The sequence below is a fragment of the Rothia mucilaginosa genome, assembly GCF_964210535.1.
Lineage (GTDB): Bacteria > Actinomycetota > Actinomycetes > Actinomycetales > Micrococcaceae > Rothia > Rothia mucilaginosa_F.
Map to the genome: position 1 here is coordinate 17,424 of NZ_CAXOMR010000007.1, position 21,211 is coordinate 38,634.

Annotated in this window: 14 protein-coding genes; 12 read left to right on the forward strand and 2 right to left on the reverse strand. The window is 58.4% G+C overall.

Going from position 1 to position 21,211, the window contains the following annotated elements; genetic code table 11:
• Positions 1 to 178 precede the first annotated feature (178 nt).
• The 4 genes from yajC (at position 179) to AB8C10_RS03745 (ending at position 6,207) form a co-directional block, all read left to right on the forward strand.
• Positions 179 to 538: a preprotein translocase subunit YajC gene (gene yajC, locus AB8C10_RS03730; protein WP_368866868.1), complete on the forward strand. Its 360-nt coding sequence runs from the start codon at positions 179 to 181 to the stop codon at positions 536 to 538.
• Between the two features lie 99 nt (positions 539 to 637).
• A complete protein-coding gene (gene secD, locus AB8C10_RS03735) occupies positions 638 to 2,329 on the forward strand; it encodes a protein translocase subunit SecD (RefSeq protein WP_368866869.1) in 1,692 nt (563 codons plus the stop codon).
• Positions 2,330 to 2,331: 2 nt separating this feature from the next.
• Positions 2,332 to 3,510: a protein translocase subunit SecF gene (gene secF / locus AB8C10_RS03740; protein WP_368866870.1), complete on the forward strand. Its 1,179-nt coding sequence runs from the start codon at positions 2,332 to 2,334 to the stop codon at positions 3,508 to 3,510.
• Between the two features lie 279 nt (positions 3,511 to 3,789).
• Complete coding sequence (locus AB8C10_RS03745; RefSeq protein ID WP_368866871.1) at positions 3,790 to 6,207, forward strand: bifunctional (p)ppGpp synthetase/guanosine-3',5'-bis(diphosphate) 3'-pyrophosphohydrolase; 2,418 nt, start codon at positions 3,790 to 3,792, stop codon at positions 6,205 to 6,207.
• Between the two features lie 103 nt (positions 6,208 to 6,310).
• On the opposite strand, the gene AB8C10_RS03750 is transcribed toward AB8C10_RS03745, so the two are convergent.
• Positions 6,311 to 7,102 carry an SDR family NAD(P)-dependent oxidoreductase gene (locus AB8C10_RS03750; RefSeq protein WP_368866872.1) on the reverse strand — a complete coding sequence of 264 codons (792 nt, stop codon included), beginning with the start codon at positions 7,100 to 7,102 and terminating at the stop codon, positions 6,311 to 6,313.
• 423 nt (positions 7,103 to 7,525) lie between these two features.
• On the opposite strand from AB8C10_RS03750, the gene AB8C10_RS03755 reads away from it, so the two are divergent.
• The 6 genes from AB8C10_RS03755 (at position 7,526) to AB8C10_RS03780 (ending at position 16,443) form a co-directional block, all read left to right on the forward strand.
• The gene (locus tag AB8C10_RS03755; RefSeq protein ID WP_368866873.1) at positions 7,526 to 9,151 is read left to right on the forward strand and encodes a type I restriction-modification system subunit M; all 1,626 of its coding nucleotides are present in this window, start codon (positions 7,526 to 7,528) and stop codon (positions 9,149 to 9,151) included.
• Positions 9,152 to 9,153: 2 nt separating this feature from the next.
• A complete protein-coding gene (locus tag AB8C10_RS03760; RefSeq protein ID WP_368866874.1) occupies positions 9,154 to 10,371 on the forward strand; it encodes a restriction endonuclease subunit S in 1,218 nt (405 codons plus the stop codon).
• Between the two features lie 195 nt (positions 10,372 to 10,566).
• The gene (locus AB8C10_RS03765) at positions 10,567 to 13,962 is read left to right on the forward strand and encodes a type I restriction endonuclease subunit R (RefSeq protein ID WP_368866875.1); all 3,396 of its coding nucleotides are present in this window, start codon (positions 10,567 to 10,569) and stop codon (positions 13,960 to 13,962) included.
• 501 nt (positions 13,963 to 14,463) lie between these two features.
• Complete coding sequence (locus tag AB8C10_RS03770; protein ID WP_315296234.1) at positions 14,464 to 14,712, forward strand: hypothetical protein; 249 nt, start codon at positions 14,464 to 14,466, stop codon at positions 14,710 to 14,712.
• Positions 14,713 to 14,949: 237 nt separating this feature from the next.
• The gene (locus AB8C10_RS03775; RefSeq protein ID WP_368866876.1) at positions 14,950 to 15,687 is read left to right on the forward strand and encodes a DUF6318 family protein; all 738 of its coding nucleotides are present in this window, start codon (positions 14,950 to 14,952) and stop codon (positions 15,685 to 15,687) included.
• A gap of 48 nt (positions 15,688 to 15,735) precedes the next feature.
• Complete coding sequence (locus AB8C10_RS03780) at positions 15,736 to 16,443, forward strand: DUF6318 family protein (RefSeq protein WP_368866877.1); 708 nt, start codon at positions 15,736 to 15,738, stop codon at positions 16,441 to 16,443.
• Between the two features lie 345 nt (positions 16,444 to 16,788).
• Here AB8C10_RS03780 and AB8C10_RS03785 read toward each other — a convergent pair whose 3' ends face one another.
• A complete protein-coding gene (locus AB8C10_RS03785; protein WP_368866878.1) occupies positions 16,789 to 18,057 on the reverse strand; it encodes a DUF349 domain-containing protein in 1,269 nt (422 codons plus the stop codon).
• 312 nt (positions 18,058 to 18,369) lie between these two features.
• On the opposite strand from AB8C10_RS03785, the gene hisS reads away from it, so the two are divergent.
• A complete protein-coding gene (gene hisS / locus AB8C10_RS03790) occupies positions 18,370 to 19,731 on the forward strand; it encodes a histidine--tRNA ligase (protein WP_294628944.1) in 1,362 nt (453 codons plus the stop codon).
• Positions 19,732 to 20,523: 792 nt separating this feature from the next.
• On the forward strand, positions 20,524 to 21,030 hold the full coding sequence (locus AB8C10_RS03795) for a DUF559 domain-containing protein (protein WP_368866879.1): 507 nt from the start codon (positions 20,524 to 20,526) through the stop codon (positions 21,028 to 21,030).
• Positions 21,031 to 21,211 lie beyond the last annotated feature (181 nt).

Here is a 21,211-nt window from a genome sequence, read left to right on the forward strand (position 1 = left end):
CATAAAATTACGCCGATAGAGTCCAAAACTCAGGTTAACCTCACAAAAACGCTGGTTCGGGGCGCTAAAGCTCATGCTCTCGCGTAGGATGGATACGTACTGTATCTACGATTCCACACCTTCCGGTACGCTCAACCCTCGCGGTGAGCGGCACGGGTGCGGATGTGAAAGTGAGACCATGGATTTTAACCTCCTGATTATGATCGCCATGATGGCGCTGCTGGCATGGATGATGTTCTCTGCACAGAAGCGTCAGCGTAAGCAGATGGAGGAACTGCGCGCAATGCAGCAGTCTCTCGTCCCCGGCACCCAGGTGATGACTGCTTCCGGCATCTACGGCACCGTTGTCAGCACTGACCTTGAGAACAACAAGCTGCAGCTTCAGATTGCGGACGGTGTTGTTATCACCCTGGCACTGAACGCGATTATGACTGTCGTTGAGGAGGAAGCCCCCGCGGCACCCCTGACCGAGGACGCGTACGAGGCTACCGCATCCGAAGCTCCCGCTTCCGATACCTCTTCTGATACTGCTAAGTAATTCAGCGCGTATGAGCCCGGCGCCCAGTGAGCGGCGTCGGGTTTTCGCGTTACGGAATCTGTAGAACACTCAATACTATTCACACGAAGAAGGAACATTATGGCTAAGCGTTCACCGCTTGCAGCCGCGCGAGGGGCGCTCCTCTCGATGGTCCTGCTCATGGTTGTTATGGCTGCCGGTATTTTCGGCACCACCTACGCGGGAGGTTCTTGGGCACCGAAGCTCGCCCTGGACCTTTCGGGTGGTACTCAGATGATTCTTTCTCCGAAGGTCAATGGCTCTTCGGATGAGAACGTCTCCCAGGAGCAGTTGAACCAGGCGGTTGAGATTATTCGTCAGCGCGTTGATGGTGCCGGCGTTTCGGAGGCGGAGGTTACCACCTCCTTCGGCTCGGGTAATAACGTGGTTGTTTCGGTTCCCGGAACGATTAGCGCTGAGACTCGTCAGCTGATTCAGGCGTCTGCAAATATGACGTTCCGCCCGGTTCTTGTAGCCGGTGCCGGTACTGCGGTGGCTGAGGATGCCCGCACTGCGGACGATAAGCTGCCCAAGCCGTCCGCGGAGCCGACTGACGGTTCGGACCGTAACTGGATTACTGCGGACCTGTACAAGCAGTATGAGGCGAAGGACTGCACCGCGGCACGTAATGAGGACGCCGATAGTGCGGACCCGACTAAGCCGATGGTGGCGTGTTCCACTGACGGTCAGGAGAAGTACATTCTGGGTCCTGTGGAGCTGAGCGGTAGCGATATTTCTACTGCAAGCCACTCGCAGGAGACGACCGGTCAGGGCGTGACTACGGGCCGTTGGGCTGTGAACATTCAGTTCAACGATGCTGCTCGTGAGAAGTTCCAGAACATTACTTCTCGCCTGAACGCGATTCGTGCACAGAACGCAAACGATCCGCGTGCCCGCTTCGCGATTCTGCTGGACGGCAAGGTGCTGTCCTCCCCGGTGTCGCAGGCTGTGATTTCTGATGGTAAGCCGCAGATTACCGGTAACTTCACCGAGCAGGAGGCGAAGGCTCTCGCCGATCAGCTCAAGTACGGTGCCCTGCCGATTAGCTTCACGATCCAGTCGGAGCAGCAGATTTCTGCGACCCTGGGTTCGGAGCAGCTGCGTGTGGGTCTGCTGACCGGCCTGATTGGTCTGCTGCTGGTGTTCGTGTACTCGCTGTTCCAGTACCGTCTGCTGGGCTTTGTGACGATTGCGTCGCTGATTGTTGCGGGCATCATCTCGTATGAGGCGATTGTGCTGCTGGGTTGGGCGTTGAACTACCGCCTGTCCCTGGCTGGTGTGGCGGGTCTGATTGTGGCGATTGGTGCTACGGCTGACTCGTTCATCGTCTACTTTGAGCGTATCCGTGATGAGATCCGTGCTGGCCGCACGATCCCGTCGGCGGTGAACCACGGTTGGCAGCGTGCATCCCGCACTATTTTGGCGTCGAAGGCTGTGAACCTGCTGGCTGCTGTGGTGCTGTACGTGGTGTCGGTTGGTTCGGTGAAGGGCTTTGCGTTCACTCTTGGTTTGACTGCGATTGCTGACCTTGTGGTCGTGTACCTGTTCACCCACCCGATGTTGACTCTGTTGGCGAATACCCGCTACTTCGGTGAGGGTCACCGCCACTCGGGCTTGTCGCCTGAGTCGCTGGGCGCTACGCCGCTGTACCGTGGTGCCGGTCGCCTCCGCAGCCCGGAGGAGAAGCAGCTGAGCATTGCTGAGCGTCGCCGTGCAGAGCGTGCTGCCGCTGAGGCTGACGAGTCTGCTTCTGATGAGAAGAAGGAGAGCTAAGCATGGCTACCGATGTGAAACCTAATGCTTTTGCCCGCTTCGGTAATGACCTGCATTCGGGTGCCCGCTCGTACCCCTTCGTGGGTAAGCGCCGCCTGTGGCTGCTGCTTGCGGCTGTGCTGATGGCGGTTTCGGTTCTGATTCCGGCTGTTGGTGGCGGCTTCAACCTGGGTATTGATTTCCGTGGCGGTTCGGAGTTCGTGGTCTCGAAGACTGCGCACGTTGATACTGCTACGGGTGAGCGCATTATTCACGAGAAGGCGAAGGACGCTTCGGATGTTCGCGTGACCAATATTGCGCCGGGTACGATTCGTGCCCAGATGAGTAAGCTCAGCGATGATGAGACTCTGCAGGTGAAGGCGGCTCTGCAGGAGGCGTACGGCGTCTCTGAGAATGATGTGACCTCCTCGTTCGTGGGCCCGACCTGGGGCGCGGATGTGACCCGTCAGGCGTTCTGGGGTCTGGTCGCGTTTGTGGTGCTGGCGCTGATTGGTATGGCGTTCTATTTCCGTACCTGGAAGATGTCGCTGGCGTCTATTGCGGGCCTGTTCTTCACCGTGGTGGTGACGGTTGGCCTGTACGCCGCGTTCGGCTTCGAGATCACTCCGAGTGCAATTATTGGTTTCTTGACGATTCTGAGCTACTCGCTGTACGACTCGGTGGTGGTGTTCGATAAGATCCGTGAGAACACCGAGGATGTGCTGGAACGCCGTGACACGACCTTTGCCGAGCAGATTAACCTGGCGGTGAACCAGACCCTGGTCCGTTCGATTAACACCGCTATTGTGGGTGTTCTGCCGGTGGGCGCGATCCTGTTCATTGGTGCGTTCATCCTGGGTGCGGGTACTCTGCAGGACCTGTCCCTGTCGCTGTTCGTGGGTATTCTGGTGGGCATGTTTGGCACGCTGTTCGTGTCTGCGCCGCTGTATGCTTCGCTGCGTTTGGGTGAGGCTCAGATTCGTGAGCACACCGCGAAGGTGGAGAGCGGCAACTTCAAGGACGCTGACGAGGCTGACGAGGCTGAGGGTGACTCTTCGGAGGAGCCCGCCGAGGCTGAGAAGGCTGCGAAGTCTGAGGAATCTGCTGACAAGGCGACCGAGGACGAGAAGGCAACCGAGAAGCCTGCTAAGAAGCCGGCACGTGCAACCATTGAGATTCACCGCGTGAACCTGAACGGTTAGCCAGCGTTCCGCCAGCGCTACTGGCGTTGCTAACGATAGGGGAGTCGATACCGAAAGGTGTCGGCTCCCCTTTAGCGTGCCCGCTGGTTTGTTCCTGCTGGTTTGTTCCCGCCTGCCAATGTTTCACTGCGCGGCATTGTTTACACGCATATTTTGGCGCATATCCGCGTGCTGGGTAGGATAAAGGTAGAAGATACTGCGCGCCCGCATCCACGCCTTTCAATGACGAGCAGATTCGGGGGTTCAGGTCATCGCTGTTACGTCCAAAGGAGCCCGAAAATGAGTGCAGAAGCCGGAATGAACGCAAACGCTGAGAGCCAGGAGCCTCAGCAGGCTAAGGCTGTTCGCGGCTCGCACCGCGTCATGGCTGCTGGCGGACGTGTGCCGAACCGTCTGGTTTTCGGTAGCCGCAGTAGCAAGATGGAGGCATCCGATTCGCACGGCGGTACCATCCGTTTCTCCCCGATGATTGCGCCGGTTGTGCGTGCGGTGCGCCGCTACCACCCGGATGAGGACATTCAGGTGTTGCAGCGTGCCTACGAGGTGGCGAACCGCTGTCACGAGGGTCAGAAGCGTAAGAGTGGCGACCCGTACATCACCCACCCGGTCGCCGTGACTGCGATTCTTGCGGAGATGGGCGCGACCGGCCCCGTGCTCGCCGCCGGTCTGCTGCATGACACGGTGGAAGACACCGACTACACGATGGAGCAGCTCACCGAAGAGTTCGGTGAAGAGGTCGCCTACCTGGTCGACGGCGTGACCAAGCTGGACAAGATGACCTACGGCGAGAACGCCTCCATTGAGACGATCCGCAAGCTCGTGCTGTCCATGAGCAAAGACATCCGCGTGCTGCTCATCAAGCTTGCCGACCGCCTGCACAACGCCCGCACCTGGCGTTTTGTGCCGCAGGCTTCTGCCGCGAAGAAGGCAGAAGAGACCCTGAAGATTTACGCGCCGCTCGCGCACCGCCTGGGCCTGAACACGATCAAGTGGGAGCTGGAGGACCTGTCCTTCGCCGCCATGAGCCCGGAGATTTACGCTGAGATGGTGCGCATGGTCGGCGAACGCACCCCTGCGCTCGAAAAGTTCCTGAACGAGGCGCGCACCAAGATTACGGACCGCCTGAAAGAGGTGGGCATCGACGCGACCGTGACGGGCCGCCCGAAGCACTACTATTCGATTCATCAGAAGATGAAGACGAAGGGCCGCAGCTTCGACGAGATTAACGACATCCTCGCCGTGCGCATCATGGTTGAGGAAGAGGCGGAATGCTACACGGTGCTCGGCCACGTGCTGTCCCTGTGGCCGTCGATGACTGGTCGTTTCAAGGACTACATTAAGAACCCGAAGAACAACAATTACCAGTCGCTGCACCTGACCGTGTACGGTCCGGGTAACCTGCCGCTTGAGATTCAGATCCGCACCTACAAGATGCACGAAGAGGCTGAGTATGGCGTGGCGGCGCACTGGCGCTACAAGGCGGCATCGCGCGGCGAGAAGGTTGCGGCTCGTGGCGGCGCGCCCGCGAAGGACCCGAAGGAGCCGGGCACTCAGACCTCGGCGATGATGAATGTTGGAATCCTGCAGTCCATTGCCGAGATTTCGAACTCCAACCCGGAGTCCGAGAAGTTCTACGAGTCCCTCGCCGAAACCCTCGACACCGACGAAATTGTGGTGCTCACCCCCAACGGCGAGGCAATCGCCCTGCCGAACGGATCCACCCCCGTGGACTTCGCCTACGCCATCCACAGTGAGGTCGGCGACCGCACCGTCGGCGCGAAGGTCAACGGCCGCCTCGTGCCGCTGCACACGGTCCTGCCCACCGGCGCGACCGTGGAGATTATGACCACGAAGAACGAGGAAGCCGGCCCCAGCGAGGACTGGCTGAAGTTCGTTCGCTCCTCGCGCGCTCGCACGAAGATCCGTCAGTACTTCGCGAAGGAACGCCGCCTGGAGGCGCTGCTCGCCGGCCGCGAGATGCTCACCAAGAGCATGCGCAATAGCGAGCTGCCGCTGCAGAAGATGATGAGCCCGGAGATTATGACTCAGGTGGCTCAGCTGCTGCACAAGAACGATGTGGCGTCGCTGTACCGTGCGATTGGTGAGCACGAGATCTCGCCGAAGCTGGTCATTGACACCCTGGTTGAGGTGCACCGCGGCGACGAGCCGGCACCCGAAGTTGAGGTCAGCGACTTTGACGAGACGCTGCTGAAGTCGACCCGCAAGGCGATTGGCGATAACGGCGTGGTAGTGCCGGGTGCTGAGGGTGTGCTGACGAAGATTGCGCGCTGCTGCACCCCGGTCCCGCCGGATGACATTATCGGCATTGTGACCCGTTACAACGGCATTTCGGTGCACCGCCGCGACTGCCCGAACATGCGTAACGCTGACGAAGAGCCGCGCGTGACCACGGTTGAGTGGGCGTCTTCGCCGTCCGCTACGTACCGTGTGCAGATTCAGGTGGAGGCGCTGGACCGTAAGGGCCTGCTGAGTGACCTGATTCGTGCGATTTCTGAGTCGGGCGTGAACATCCTGGATGCGCGCGTGCACACCTCGGAGGACCGCACCGTGGTGGACCGCTTCGCCCTGGAGCTGGGTGACCGCTTCATGCTGGAGCACGTGCTGAACGTGGTCCGTAACGTGACGGGCGTGTACAAGGCCTACCGCCTGACCGGCGCGAAGCCCTCGGAAGCGTAGTTTTTCATACGCCGAGAAGCCACATGTGTTTCGAAAAGCCACTTCTTTGGTGGCTTCTCGGCATGCATGTGGCTTCTCGCTGTGTATTGACCTGCCGGTTAGCCTACTTCTTGGCGCTACCGGAAACCTGCTGGTCGTACACGAAGTCCAGCATCGCCTTGCGCGGCATCAGGGGAGTGAGGGAGATGAAGGGCTTCTGCCATGCGACCAGGCCGGAGACCACGTTGATGTCACCCTTCAGCATGCCCTCGTAGCCTTCCTCAGCAACCTTGTCCGGGGAGACCGCGTTAGCGAACAGCTTAGTGTCATCCAGGCCGCCGGCAGCCACGAAGCCGGTTGCCATAGCGCCGGGCATCAGGCAGGAGACGGTCACACCGGTGCCCTGAACCTCGCGCCACAGGGCGTTGGACCAGCTGGTCACGTACGCCTTAGTAGCGTAGTAGACGGCCTGCAGAGGGCCAGGCATGGTAGCCGCGGTAGAGGAAACATTCAGGACCTTACCGGAGCCACGCTCAATCATGTCAGGCAGGAACAGCTTCAGCAGGCGGGTGGGGGCCTCAATGTTCACCTTAATCATGGACAGGTCCTGCTCCATGGTGCGCTCGCGGGCGAAGTCGCCCTGGCCGCCGAAGCCTGCGTTGTTGATGAAGTAGTCGGGCAGTAGGCCGAGCTTCTTGCATTCGTCGTAGATGAACTGTGCGGACTCTTCGGTGGAGAGGTCTGCGGCGATGGTGTGTGCGGTGACCTTGTATTCTGCCTCGACCTGCGCCTTCTGCTCGTCGAGCTTTGCCTGGCTGCGGCCGACGAGGATCAGGTCGCCGCCCTTGGAGGCATGGATTTTGACGAATTCGGTGCCGAGGCCGCCGTAAGAACCGGTGATGAGTGCGAGTGCCATGGGGTTTCTCCTAAGGTGGAAGGTGGTGTTTTGTGTGGGCTTTCGTGCCCTGGTGATTACTACTGTACCCGGCATAAAACGCCAGCGTCACGACAATTCACGCCACGCGGATGCAAAACGCGCCAACCTCCGCGGGGCTTTCTGCGGGGCTTTCTGCGGGGGAGCGCGGCGCGGTTTCGTGGTGGGTTTAGTGGGGCTACCCCGCGATGACGAACCGGCGCGTGCGGGGTCGGGTGAACCCGTATACTGAAAGAGTTCGCGCCGCCGGGTACGAAATGGCTTGTGGAAGCTACGAACGCTCCCACCGAGTACAGCATCTAGACCCGCGCTGGCGCATGTGTACGACCGGGACCGTGAGGGTCCCGAATGTTTGGCGTTTCTTCGACTGTAGAAACGATAACTGATGAGAGGTTGACCGCCCCTATGACGACGCAGTCTACGGATTCTTCCGCTACTACTGACGAGCACCGTAACCGCAATGCGGAGCGTGCGCAGCTGCACTCTACGATTTGGCGTATTGCGAATGACCTGCGCGGTTCGGTAGACGGCTGGGACTTTAAGCAGTACGTGCTGGGTATGCTTTTCTACCGTTACCTCTCTGAGAGCCAGGTGCGCTTTGTGGAGAAGAAGTACGGTCTGGATCAGGCGTTTGAGCAGATTCCTGATGAGGCTTTTGATGATGATACCCGCCGCATGCTGGTGGAGGAGCGCGGCTTCCTGCTGCTGCCTTCGCAGCTGTTCTCTGTGGTGCACGCGAAGGCTCGTCAGGACCAAAACCTGAATGAGACCCTGGCGAACGTGTTCAAAGCCTTTGAGGAGTCGGCGCGTGGCACCGAGTCTGAGAACAACGTGAAGGGCCTCTTCGATGACTTTGTGCTGGATTCGAACAAGCTGGGTGTAAGCCCGGCGGCTCGTCACGAGAACCTGCTGAAGCTCATGGATGCTGTGGCTGACATGAACCTGGAGAAAGGCTACGAGGATAGCGAGAACGACGCCTTCGGTGATGCCTACGAGTACCTGATGGGCATGTATGCGGCGAACGCGGGTAAGAGCGGCGGCGAGTACTACACTCCGCAGGAGGTTTCGGAGCTGCTGGCGAAGATTGCTATGGATGGCCGTGATGCCGAGCAGATTCGTACCGTGTATGACCCGGCGTGTGGTTCGGGGTCGCTGCTGTTGAAGTTTAAGCGTGAGCTGGGTAAGAACTCGGAGGGCCTGCGTTTTGTGGGTCAGGAGATTAACCTGACCACTTACAACCTGTGCCGTATGAATATGATTCTGCACGGTGTGCCGGTGGATGATTTCAGTATTGCGCACGGTGATACTCTGATTGACCCGAAGCACCGCGGCGGTGCGGGCGGCGATTTTGAGGAGCCGTTTGGTGCGATTGTGTCTAACCCTCCGTATTCGACCAAGTGGAAGGGTGATGATGACCCGACCCTGATTCACGATGACCGTTACGCTCCGGCGGCGGTTTTGGCGCCGAAGTCGAAGGCTGACCTGGCGTTTACGATGCACATGCTGGCGTCGCTGGATGAGGCGGGTACGGCGGCTATCGTTGAGTTCCCGGGCGTGCTGTACCGTGGCGGTACGGAGCGTAAGATTCGTGAGTACCTGCTGAAGCAGAACGTGGTGGATGCCGTGATTCAGCTGCCCGCCAACCTGTTCTACGGTACGAGCATTGCGACCTGCATTCTGGTGTTGAAGAAGGGTCGTCGCAAGGATCATTCGGTGCTGTTCGTGGATGCTTCGCAGCTCTTTGATAAGGGCACGAACCAGAATATTCTGGGCAAGTCGCACCGTGAGAAGATCCTTGAGGTGCTGGCTGCTCGTGAGGAGCGTGAGCATTTCTCGGCGCTGGTTCCGGTGGAGAAGCTGCTGGAGCAGGAGGCGAACCTGGCGGTGTCGAGCTGGGTTGAGCCTGAGGATACGCGTGAGCGTGTGGATATTGTTGAGCTGAATTCCCGTATTGAGGGTATTGTGGCTCGTCAGGCTCAGCTGCGTGTGGAGATTGACGCTATTGTGGCGCGTCTGGAAGGCGGCGAGTAATCGTGGCCGAGGTGACGAACTATATTGACCGCCTGGTGGCTGAGCTCTGCCCGGATGGGGTGGAGTACCGCCCGCTGGAATCTCTGGGAAAGCGTAATAAGGGGACTGCGATTACGGCCTCTAAGATGCGTTCCCTTGAACCTGGTAAGAAAGACCTGAGAATCTTTGCTGCTGGATCTACATTTGTTGATACTGATTCTTCAAATATTCCGGCAAAGGATATTCTGCATGGCCCGGCGATTATTGTTAAATCTAGAGGTTATATCGGCTTCGAATATTATGAGAAGTCGTTTACCCACAAAAATGAAATGTGGTCTTATACCTTAGATAGCAATATTGTTAATCAGAAGTTTATTTACTATTACCTTCTGACCCAAGCGTATTACCTGCAGGAACTCGCCCGGAGTAAATCAGTGAAGCTTCCCCAGCTTGCTGTGAAAGATACGGATTCACTCGAGGTTCCTGTTCCTCCTATGGAGATTCAGGAAGCGATTGTTGAAATTCTTGATAAATTCACGAACCTGGAAGCGGAGCTGGAAGCGGAGCTGGAAGCGCGTACTCTGCAATACGAGTACTACCGTGATTCGCTCTTGGCTTCTTTCTCCGAACCAACGGTCAAGTTTTACCCTATCGAGGAACTGTTTACCACCCGTAATGGATATACCCCTTCTAAGTCCAATAGCAGCTATTGGGAGAACGGAACTGTTCCCTGGTTCCGCATGGAAGATATTCGTGAAAATGGCGGAATTCTTTCAGAGTCTTTGCAGTCTGTTCATGAAAGTGCTTTGAAAAAGGGTGGGATGTTCCCTGCCGGTTCAATCATTGTGGCAACTTCTGCAACGATTGGCGAGCATGCGCTAATCAACGTAGATTTTCTGTGTAATCAAAGGTTCACCGTCCTGACGCCTAAGGAAGAGTTCAAGAGCCTTCTGCTGCCTAAATTCCTCTACTACTATTCGTTTGTCCTGGATCGTTGGTGCCTTTCGAATACTACGCAATCTAGCTTTGCCAGCGTGGATATGAAGCGTTTCAAGAAGTTTGAGTTTCCGCTTCCTTCCCTGGAAGAGCAACAGCGCATTGTCGATATTCTCGACCGCTTCGACGCCCTAACCAGCAGCCTCTCCGAGGGTCTACCCGCAGAGCTCGCAGCGCGTCGCAGCCAATACGAGTACTACCGCGACCAGCTACTCACCTTCCCCCGCAAGGGCGACAACCAGTAGACACCCGCGCATCAAACCGCGCATCAAGCGCGCACCCCGTGCAGGGTGCGGCGGACCCCTGCCGCCCCTGCACGGGCCGCTAGACCTCAACCACACTCAACAACCCAAACTCAACAAACCGGGTTCAACTAGCCGGGCTCACCAACCCCGAGCCCACCCATCCACACACTCAACCCCTACGCAAAGGAGCACCCCGTGGAAACCGTACCCAACCACCCCCGCCCCACCGAAGGACGCACCGAAAGCATCCTCAGCTCGGACGACTTCACCGTCATCGCCGAACTCGCCGAAGCAAAGGGCTACAAGGACTGGAAGGCTCAGCACAAGCAGAAGCGTGAGCACCAGAGCGAATCGCAGCTCGAAGCCGAACTCATCGAAACCCTCAAAACCCAAGGCTACGACTACCTGCCGCGCCTCACCGACGAAGCCGCACTCATCCGCAACCTGCGCGAACAGCTCGAACGCCTCAACACCCGCCCCGAAGAAGGCACCTACGGCCCCAACAGCGGTTTCCACTTCACCGACGAAGAATTCAACCGCCTGCTCACCGAACACATCGCCCGCTCCAACGACGGCATCCTCGAAAAAGCAAAGCTCATCCAGGAAGAACGCTTCATCGACTTCCGCCTCGAAGACGGCACCCTGCGCAACATCATGCTCATCGACGCCGCCTACCCCGCACGCAACCACATGCAGGTCATCAACCAGTACCGCGTACCCGCCCCCAACGGCAAAGTACTCAACCGCTACGACGTAACCATCCTCGTCAACGGCCTGCCCCTCGTACACATCGAACTCAAGAAGCGCAACGTGAGCATTCGCGAAGCCTTCAACCAGATCGAACGCTACCAGAACGAAGGCTTCCAGCAGGACCAGCACCGCCTCTTCGAATACGCCCAAATCTTCGTCATCAGCAACGGCTTCGAAACCAAGTACTACTCCAACACCGTGCGCCACAAGCACATCGAAGACCAGCAGACCGCCAGCCGCAAGACCGCCGACGGCGGCTCCGCAGGCAAGAGCTTCGACTTCACCAGCTACTGGTCAGACGAACAGAACAACCGAATCAACGACCTGATTCTCTTCGCGCGCACCTTCCTCACCCGCCACACCCTCGCCAACATCCTGACCCGCTACTGCATCCTCACTGTGGACAAGGATCTGTTGGTCATGCGCCCCTACCAGATCGCGGCAACCGAAAAAATCATTAAGCGCGTCGAAATCGCCAACAACGACCCCAAGCGCCTCGGCACCAAGGAAGCCGGCGGCTACATCTGGCACACCACCGGCAGCGGCAAGACCCTCACCAGCTTCAAGACCGCCCGCCGCCTGGCAGAAACCGGACTCGTCGACAAGGTTCTCTTCGTCGTGGACCGCAAGGACCTCGACTACCAGACCATGCTCGAATACAACAACTTCCAGGCAGACTCCGTCAGCTCCACCGGCAGCACCCGCGAACTCAGCAACCGCCTCGCCGACCGCGGAACCAGCATCGTGGTCACCACCATCCACAAGCTGTCCAACCTCATCACCGCCGAACCCGAACACCCCGTCTACGGCCAGCGTGTAGCCATCATCTTCGACGAATGTCACCGCTCCCAGTTCGGCCGCATGAACACCGCCATCAAGAAGCACTTCAAGAAGTACAGCATGTTCGGCTTTACCGGCACCCCCATCTTCGACAAGAACTCCGTAGGCGGCCCCGGCACCACCACCGTCGAAGTCTTCGGCGACTGCTTGCACACCTACACCGTCGTCGACGCCATCAACGACAAGAACGTGCTGAAATTCCACCTGGAATACACCAACACCAGCCCCCACTTCGCCGAACTCGAAGAAACCTCCTACGCCGAAGAAATCGCCGCCGAACGCGCCGAAACCCCCGACGCGAAGGAACTCGAAAAGTTCGCCAAAAGCAAGGAAGTACTCGAAAGCCCTGAACGCATCGAAGCCGTAGCCACTTACATCCTCGACAACTACGACCGCAAAACCAACCAGAGCGCAGCCACCAGCTACGAGATCAAGAAAACCCGCACCATCAACGGCGTCACCAAACACTACGTAGAGCGCGTGCGCGGCTTCAACTCAATCCTGGCAACCTCCTCCATCGACGCAGCCTGCACCTACTACGACGCCCTCAACACCCTGCAAGAAGAGCGCATCGCAGACGGTACCCTGCGCCCCGAACAGAAGCTCAAGGTCGCCATCATCTACTCGCAGGGCAACGGCGGGCAGCTCTTCGACACCTTCGGCGAAGAAGAAAACTTCACCTTCGCCACCGAAGGCACCGGCAACCGCATGGACGGCTTCCTCGAAGACTACAACACCATGTTCGGCACCAACTTCAGCACCGACGGCGACTCCTTCGACAACTACTACAAGGACGTCTCCCGCCGCATGAAGGTGCGCGAACTGGACCTGCTCATCGTCGTCAACATGTTCCTCACCGGCTTCGACTCCAAGACCGTCAACACCCTCTGGGTCGACAAGAACCTCAAGATGCACGGACTGGTGCAGGCATACAGCCGCACCAACCGAATCCTCAACTCGCTCAAGCCCTCCGGCAACATCGTGTGCTTCCGCGACCTCGAACAGGCAACCAAGGACGCCTTCACCCTCTTCGGCGACACCGAAAACAGCAACAGCCAGTCCGCCCTCGACATCGCGTTCACCCGACCCTACAAGGAAGCCTACGCCGCATACGAGGAGGCCGTGTCCGAGCTGCGCGAAGAATTCCCCATCGACGAGGGCGGATCCATCACCGTGGACACCACCGAAGACAAGGCCCGCTACATCGAGCTCATGAACCAGGTGCTTAAACTGCAGCAGGAACTGCGCGTGCACGACGAGTTCATCCGCGACGGCGGCAACGAACTCATCAGCGACTACGACATGCAAGGCTACACCGGTGTCTACAACGACATCTACGAAGAAGCCCGCGAACTGCGCCGCGAACAGGAAGAAGCGAAGGACCGCGCCGACAGTGAAACCGGCGAAGGCGAAGAAAAGCCGACCGCAGTTGACCTGTTTGATCGCGTGTCCTTCCTGACCGAACTGGTCAGGCAGCAGGAAGTCGGCGTGCTCTACATCCTGGAGCTCGTCAAGGCAGCCCGCGCCGCACGCCACGGCAAGGCGGCAGGGGAGAACGGCACCACCGAAAGTGCTCAGGACGGTGTGGAGCACTTCCGCGACCGCGTGCGCCTCGCAATTCGAAACGACGCTGACCTGCGCGAAAGCGGCGACATCATCGAGGACTACTTCGACACCTACCTGAACGAGTCCGAAGACCACGACGTGCAGGAACACTTCCACCGCTACGTGACCGACCGCCGCACCCGCGAAGAAGACACCATCGTGAAGGACGAAGAGCTGGACTCCGCAGAAACCCAGCGCGTCGTCAACCGTGCGCTCAAGGAAAACCGCCGCACTATCCCCGGCAAGATCAGCCGCCTGGTCAAGGGCAAAATCTCGCTCTTCGGCGGCAAGCTCGGCGGCGCGAAGACCGAAGACGCAGCAACCAAGGCGAAGCGAGTGAAGCAGAAGTTAGAGAAGCACATCGTCCGCTTCATGCCGTTCCTTGGCGGAGAATAACCCGCGGTGACGTGCTGTAACCGGCGGTAAACTGGGGTAGTTCGCCCAGAAGCCACATGTGTTTCGAAAAGCCACTTCTTTGGTGGCTTCTCGAAACACATGTGGCTTCTCGCCGTCTATGGGGGGGAGGGGATGGAATCTTTCGATAGGTTAGTGTCTTCACCACGGGTTAAAGACCCACGGCGAAGACACTAACCTATCGAAACAGCCAGTTACCCGCCGCCTGACCTACCTCGGCGCTGATTTGTGCCATAGGTTAGCGTCTTTGGTCGTAGTTAAAAACCATGGCAGAAGTCCGTAACCTATGACCGAATTTTCTGTGTGGTGTGTATAGGCGGGGGAGTGCGCCTCCAGAAACCCCCTCATCCCGCAATATTTTCTGGTTTTTCTCCAGCGTGGGGCGGTGTAGCCCCTTATCTTGTCAGGGGTGCCCCGTACTTTGGGTGTAGAGAACAACGACGCGTTCTCGCCCCCTCCGCCGAGCGACCAAAGGAGCCCCTCATGTACACGGTTGGTTACTACAATGACGAAGACTTCCGCGCCTTCTACTCCGGTCAGGACGCCGCCAACATTGACGACTTCTTCACTGACAACGGCGAATACCTCATGGCGTACCTGCCAGAGGTGACCGACCGCGAGTTCCTCGCCGGCCTCCGATACGGTAACGGCTGCGACGCGCTCTGCCAGAGCGGATACGCCCTCGACGATGCGGAAGAAGCCCTCCGCGACATGTACGCGCTCGCCGTATAGCCCGCCCGCCCACGCCAGGCACCCTAGTGTTAGGGGGTCCTGGCGTCTTTTTGTGTCCAAACGCCGCTACATGTGGTCATGGGGCTCAACGGGATGCAAACGACTGTAAACATCCTGTAGGGTGGTGGTTGTCGCGGGTCCACGCGCACCGATGCGCACCACTGGACATGCCGCACGGCTGGCGCTTCCGGAATCTGCCAGCTGCCACACACCATAACCAACCACAGGAGAATCCCCATGGGATCCGACATCATCAACCGCCGCACCCTGCTCACCGGCACCGCACTGCTGGGCCTGGGCGGGCTGCTGACGGCGTGCGGTCAGCAGGCTACCAATGAGGCGAGCGCCTCGGCTTCTTCGAGCGCTGCGTCGACTGAAACCGCGACTGCTGCGGCTTCTGAGGCTGCTTCTGCATCGACTGCTCCGAGCCCGGTCATTACCCGCGGCTACTCTGGCGGCTCGAAGGCACCCGATGGCGAGTACCGCAAAGCTGATGCATACGGTATGGCTCAGAACGTTCCTCTTCCGAAGGCTAAGCCGCAACAGTACCCTGAAACCTTTGCGGGCCTGCGCGAGATGATGCGCGACTGGATTAAGGCGCGCAACTATGGCATTCAGACTGGGGATATGCAATATGCATGGCCCTACATGCTGGACACTTTCGATGAGGACATTAAATTCCTGCACTACATCGAGGATCTTTACAAAAGCGGTGGCTGGGTTATTGAAGGAACCTCGGAATATCAGGCCGAAAGCGACCTGATGTATGACGAAGAAGCCAAAGAATATTGGGTTCTCACCCGACGCTTGTGGACTTATGGCATGTACGTAAACCCCAATGGCAAGGTGTATGAGCGGACTAATACCAGCAATGAAAATGAAATATTTATGTTCCGCTATAAGTATCAGAATGGCTATTGGCGACTCTCCGAACATCGCTCGAATAAGGAGCTACGTGAGCAGGGAATTATCTAGTAGTCCTTTGCAACTCACACACCACACCGATATGAGGAATGTATTTCCATGACTTCCACTCTTTTGACTCGCCGCGCGATGTTGAGCGGCGGCGCGCTCATGGGTCTTGGTACCCTACTTGCAGCCTGCGGCCAGCAGGTAGCTAACGAGGCGGGTGCCTCGGCTTCTTCGACCGCTACGCCGAGCGAAACCGCCTCCGTATCTGCGGCAGCTACTGATTCTCCCTCCGCAACCCCGTCTACTGTCCGAGGCTACTCTGGCGGCTCCAAGGCACCTGACGGCGAATACCGCGAAGCTGACCCTAACGGCCCGGCGCAGAACGTTCCGAAACCTGCATCGCCTGAGGACGGATACCGAGAAAAATCCAATGAAGGCCTACGCAAAACACTCAACGCATGGATTGAATGGAACAACTACGGCGCTCAGACCGGAGACTACAGTCAAGCACGCAAATTCGTTGATAGCAGCTTCACGGAACTACTAGATTCCTACGAAGGTCTTGAAGCCCTCTACAAGCGAGGCGGCTGGATTATCGCGGGTCTTGACCACTACATTGCTGACGGGAACCCCTGGAGTGAGGGAGAGACTTACTTCTGGAAGGCATACCGGGAGTGGGGCTACGTTATGTACGTTGAACCCAACGGTGATTGGAAGTCTTACGAGAACGATAGAAAGGACGACGACACCTGGAAGTTCTCGTTCAAGTACACCTCTGAGGGCTGGAAGATTATCGATTTTGAACAGGTCGATGACTAACCCCTCCAACCGAACCTAAAATTTCGCACCCCCGCAGACACGCCAGAAGCCACATGTGTTTCGAGAAGCCACGATAATGGTGGCTTTTCGAAACACATGTGGCTTTTCGCCGTCTATGGGGGATGGAATCTTTCGATAGGTTAGTGTCTTCGCCGTGGGTCTTTAACCCGCAGTGAAGACACTAACCTATCGAAAACCCCTGAACTGCCTCATCTGCACCGGGTGTGGGCGCGCATAAACTCCGCAAACACGAAGAAGCCACATGCCCACCACCCCGCAACGGGATCAATGGTCATGTGGCTTCTCGGCGTTAATTACACCGTTATTTAGACCGTCGGCTCGACCTTAGTTGCCGAAGCCCTGCAGGGTTGCTGCCCAGGCGCGGCGCGCCTCCAGAGCTTCCTTGGCCTTGGCGATCTTCTTGGAGTCGCCGCCCTTCTCAGCTGCGGCGAGCTCTGCCTCCAGCTCGGCGAGGGAGTCCTCAATCTGTGCGAGCAGGGAGTTCGCGCGTGCCGCCTTGGCGGGGTCGTTGCGCTTCCACTTTGCCTCTTCGGCGCCGTTGATTTCGTCCTGAATGCGGCGCAGTTCGCCGTCGATGCGGCGCAGGTCGTTGCGGGGTACACGGCCTGCCGCATCCCAGCGGTCCAGGATCTTCTCGAAGGCTGCCTTCGCGCCCTCGATGTCTTCGACGGGCAGGAGTGCGCGTGCTTCTTCGAGTAGTGCTTCCTTGACCTTCAGGTTTTCGGCGTAGACTGCGTCCTGCGCTGCTTCGGCTTCGTTGCGGGCGTTGAAGAACACGTCCTGTGCCGCGCGGAAGCGTGCCCATAGCTTGTCGTCTTCGCGACGGTGGCCGCGGGGTACCTGCTTCCAGGCGCGCATCAGGTCGCCGTATGCGCGGGAAGTCTCAGACCAGTCAGTCGAGGTGGACAGCTCTTCCGCGCGTGCAATCAGCTCTTCCTTGGCGCGCTTGATGCGTGCGTTGCGGTCGTCCAGCTGCGAGAAGTGTGCGCGGCGGTTGCGGTCGAAGGTGGTGCGGGCTGCACGGAAACGCTTCCACAGCTCGTCCTCTACGCTCTTTGCCAGGTGAATTTCGCGCTGTGCCTTCTTCCACGCTTCGAACAGTTCGTTCATGCGGGAGTGGGAGTTCTTCCAGTGAATCTGGTCGGGGTCCTGGCCGGCAATCTGCTCGGCTTCAGCCACGATTTCTTCACGGACGGCGAGGGCACGTTCACGGTTTTCGGTGCGTGCCTGCTGCTGCTTCTCGCCGAGTTCAGCGATCTGTTCTGCGAGGGTGATGAGGCGCTTCTGCAGGCCGGAGTAGTCACCGACCATGTTGCGTACACCAATCTGTGCGCCGATGGAGGTGATGCCCTTCTGCAGGTCTGCGGCGGGGGCGTTGTTGGCGAGGCGGGATTCGAGCAGGGCAACCTGCGCCTCGACGTTTTCAAACTTGCGGGCGAAGTAGCTGAGCGCTTCTTCTTCGGAGGCGCCGGGCAGCTGGCCTACTGCGTATTCTTCGCCGTCGACAATGACGAAGACGTGGCCGTCCTCGGAGACGCGGCCGTACTGGCGTGCCTTTTCGAGGTTTACAGTGTCGTCGGGTTTGGTAGTCACCGCTATAACTCTTTCACTCGGGGGTGCTGGGGGTGGGGCGCCTTTGCGCTGTTCCCCGTGGTGGTCACCCGTTTGGGTGTGCGTGTGCACCTCCTAAGCATAGCCTCTGTGGGGTGTGTGTGAGTAGTGTCTGGTCGTGTTGTGTTGTGGGCGAACCTTCGCGCCGACGGTTTGCCGAGGGTTTGTGCGGGTTTACGCCGGGTGGGGCGGGGGAGTGGGTGCTGTGCTGGGGTGGGTGTTGGTATGATGGGTAGATGTGCCCGGCGTGTTCCGGGGTTTTGTTGTCGAGTTCTTTGTCAAGGAGTATCGAGTATGGCTCGCAAGGCTTCGCTGTCTGGTTTTCCCGAGTATCTTCCGGCTGAGCGGTTGGTTGAGAATCATGTTCTGGACACTTTGCGTGAGACTTTTGAGTTGCACGGTTTCTCCCCGATTGAGACTCGTTCGGTAGAGACCATCGAGCAGCTGCTGCGCAAGGGCGAAATCGACAAGGAAGTTTACGCAATTTCTCGTCTGCAGGAGGATGAGGCCGCTAAGGCTAAGGAAAAGCTGGCTCTGCACTTTGACCTGACCGTGCCGTTCGCCCGTTACGTGGTGGAGAACGCCGGTTACCTGAATTTCCCGTTCTCGCGTTACCAGATTCAGAAGGTGTGGCGTGGTGAGCGTCCGCAGGAGGGTCGTGCCCGCGAGTTCACTCAGGCTGATATTGACGTGGTTGGCGACGGTGAGCTGCCGTTCCGCTATGACGTGACTCTGGCGCTGGTTGTTGTCGATGCGCTGTCGAAGCTGCCGATTCCCGAGTTCAAGCTGCGTGTGAATAACCGTAAGCTGGCTGAGGGCTTCTACCTGGGCCTGGGTCTGACTGATACTGCGGCTGTTCTGCGTTCTATTGACAAGCTGGAGAAGATTGGCGCTGAGCGTGTGGCTGAGGAGCTGCAGGCTGAGGCTGGTGCGAGCGCGGATGCTGCCGCTGCCGCCTTGGAGCTGGCGCAGATCCGTACCGAGGATGCTTCTTTCGTGGAGCAGGTGCGTGCGCTTGCCGCTAAGTATTCGGTGGAGCACGAGCTGCTGGATCAGGGTCTTGCTGAGCTGGCTGAGGTCATTGAGGAGGCGTCCCGCCGTGCGCCGGGTAAGGTGCTGGCCGACCTGTCGATTGCCCGCGGCCTGGACTACTACACCGGCACCGTGTACGAGACTGTGCTGGTCGGTCACGAGTCGCTGGGTTCGATTTGCTCGGGCGGCCGTTACGAGTCGCTGGCGTCGAACGGTAAGAAGACCTACCCGGGCGTTGGCCTGTCGATTGGTGTGACCCGCGTGGTGGCTCGCATCCTGTCGCAGGGTTTTGCGCAGGCGAGCCGTAAGGTGCCTTCGGCAGTGTTCGTTGCCCTGACCAATGATGAGGGCTGGTCCGCCGCGAATGATGTTGCGGATGCACTGCGAGCCCGCGGCATTGCCTGCGAGGTGTCTGCGAACGCCGCGAAGTTCGGTAAGCAGATTAAGTACGCTGAGAAGCGCGGTATTCCGTTCGTGTGGTTCATTTCTTCGGATGAGTCGGGCGCCCCGGTTCACGAGGTGAAGGACATCCGTTCGGGTGAGCAGGTCGCGGCTGATCCGAATTCGTGGATGCCGCCGGCTGAGGACCTGCACGTTCAGATTGTGCGTGCTGAGGGTCTGTAAATATTAGGGGCCTGTCATCTTAGGGTCTGTAGTGCCTGCGGTGTTTGGCCGCTGTAGTATCTGGCTGCTGCAAGCCTGCATATGGATGTGTACCCGCCTGGTGGGGAGGATGTTGACCTCCCTGCCGGGCGGGTCTTTTTGTCGCGCTTTCTGCCCTGTGAATTTGTGCCATGGTTTAGCGGCTTCTGTCGTAGTTAAAAACCATGGCAGAAGACGCTAACCTATGGCACAAAATTTCTGGGATACAACCTAAACCTGTGGATAGCGGATATTTCCATAAAAACAGCGAAGTTATCCACAGATTTCACGAACAGCCCCCATAACTTCGCAGAGACTGCCAGGATAAAGTCTATGAACACCGCAAATATCCTGAAGCCCCAAACCCAAGCCGCACAAGCCCTAACCACACGCGCCGCCGAGCTGTATCCTCTCGTGCTCACCACGCGCATCCTCAACTCACGAGGTATTGGAACCCGGCATATCCGCGCGATGGTGGCGGCAGGAACCCTACAACGTATTCAGCGAGGAGCCTATATCTACACCCGTAATGCCCAGTCGCTCACTCCGGATGAGCGGCTTGCGGTACGGTGCATTGCTGCCCACCTCATGGGTCTTCAGGGAGTCTTTTCACACTCATCAGCGGCTGCACTTTGGGGGCTAGATGTACTCAATGCGCCCTCAATCGTGCATGTGTACAGTACCGCTACTAGCCCATCCGATAGGGGGCGTATCTGCAGACATAGGCGAGGTTTTGACCCTAATGCGGTGACCGCAATACCCGGTACACCCGTCATGGCAACAACGGTGGCTCGCACTCTGCAGGATTGCGCTCGCACCATGCCCTTTCGGGAGGCGGTGGTCCTCGCTGACTCCATCATGCGGCGTGGACTCTTGGAACCCCACGAGGTGACTGAGATTCTGCTGAACCTCACCGGGTACGGCGGTTCCTCCGGGCGTGCTCTGGCGCAGGCGGTGGATGCATCCAGCGAGTCGGCGGGTGAAAGCCTCACCCGGTGCCTACTCATGGAACACAGGCTGCCCCTCCCCGTAACGCAGTACCCGATTTCGTGCGAGGGCCGTAACTATCGGGTGGACTTCGCCTGGCCCGAGGCGCGTGTGATTCTTGAGTTCGACGGTGAACAGAAGTACCTGGACCACCCCGGCAGGGACCGCTACGAGGCAGCCCGTGACCGTGCCCTAGCCCGCGCCGGGTGGAGAGTCGTGCATCTAACCTGGGCTGATATTTTTCAGAAAGAGCGGAAAGTTATTGCCCATCTTCGGGGGCTGCTCATGCGGTAAGGCTAACGCTACACATTTCGACCATAGGTTAGCGTCTTCTGCCATGGTTTTTAACTACGACAGAAGACGCTAACCTATGGCACAAATCTGTGCCCCACTGCCTTACCCTATTTTCTGACCACCGATCTGACAAGTCGGGATACAATATATGAGGCGCACGCAGTGTGCGCATATCATCAAC

Excerpts from the sequence above, each read along its gene's own strand:
- AB8C10_RS03770 (WP_315296234.1), top strand. The coding sequence starts at position 14,464 with ATGTACACGGTTGGTTACTACAATGACGAAGACTTCCGCGCCTTCTAC.
- secF (WP_368866870.1), top strand. The coding sequence starts at position 2,332 with ATGGCTACCGATGTGAAACCTAATGCTTTTGCCCGCTTCGGTAATGAC.
- AB8C10_RS03780 (WP_368866877.1), top strand. The coding sequence starts at position 15,736 with ATGACTTCCACTCTTTTGACTCGCCGCGCGATGTTGAGCGGCGGCGCG.
- hisS (WP_294628944.1), top strand. The coding sequence starts at position 18,370 with ATGGCTCGCAAGGCTTCGCTGTCTGGTTTTCCCGAGTATCTTCCGGCT.
- secD (WP_368866869.1), top strand. The coding sequence starts at position 638 with ATGGCTAAGCGTTCACCGCTTGCAGCCGCGCGAGGGGCGCTCCTCTCG.
- yajC (WP_368866868.1), top strand. The coding sequence starts at position 179 with ATGGATTTTAACCTCCTGATTATGATCGCCATGATGGCGCTGCTGGCA.
- AB8C10_RS03750 (WP_368866872.1), bottom strand. The coding sequence starts at position 7,102 with ATGGCACTCGCACTCATCACCGGTTCTTACGGCGGCCTCGGCACCGAA.
- AB8C10_RS03755 (WP_368866873.1), top strand. The coding sequence starts at position 7,526 with ATGACGACGCAGTCTACGGATTCTTCCGCTACTACTGACGAGCACCGT.
- AB8C10_RS03745 (WP_368866871.1), top strand. The coding sequence starts at position 3,790 with ATGAGTGCAGAAGCCGGAATGAACGCAAACGCTGAGAGCCAGGAGCCT.
- AB8C10_RS03795 (WP_368866879.1), top strand. The coding sequence starts at position 20,524 with ATGGCAACAACGGTGGCTCGCACTCTGCAGGATTGCGCTCGCACCATG.
- AB8C10_RS03775 (WP_368866876.1), top strand. The coding sequence starts at position 14,950 with ATGGGATCCGACATCATCAACCGCCGCACCCTGCTCACCGGCACCGCA.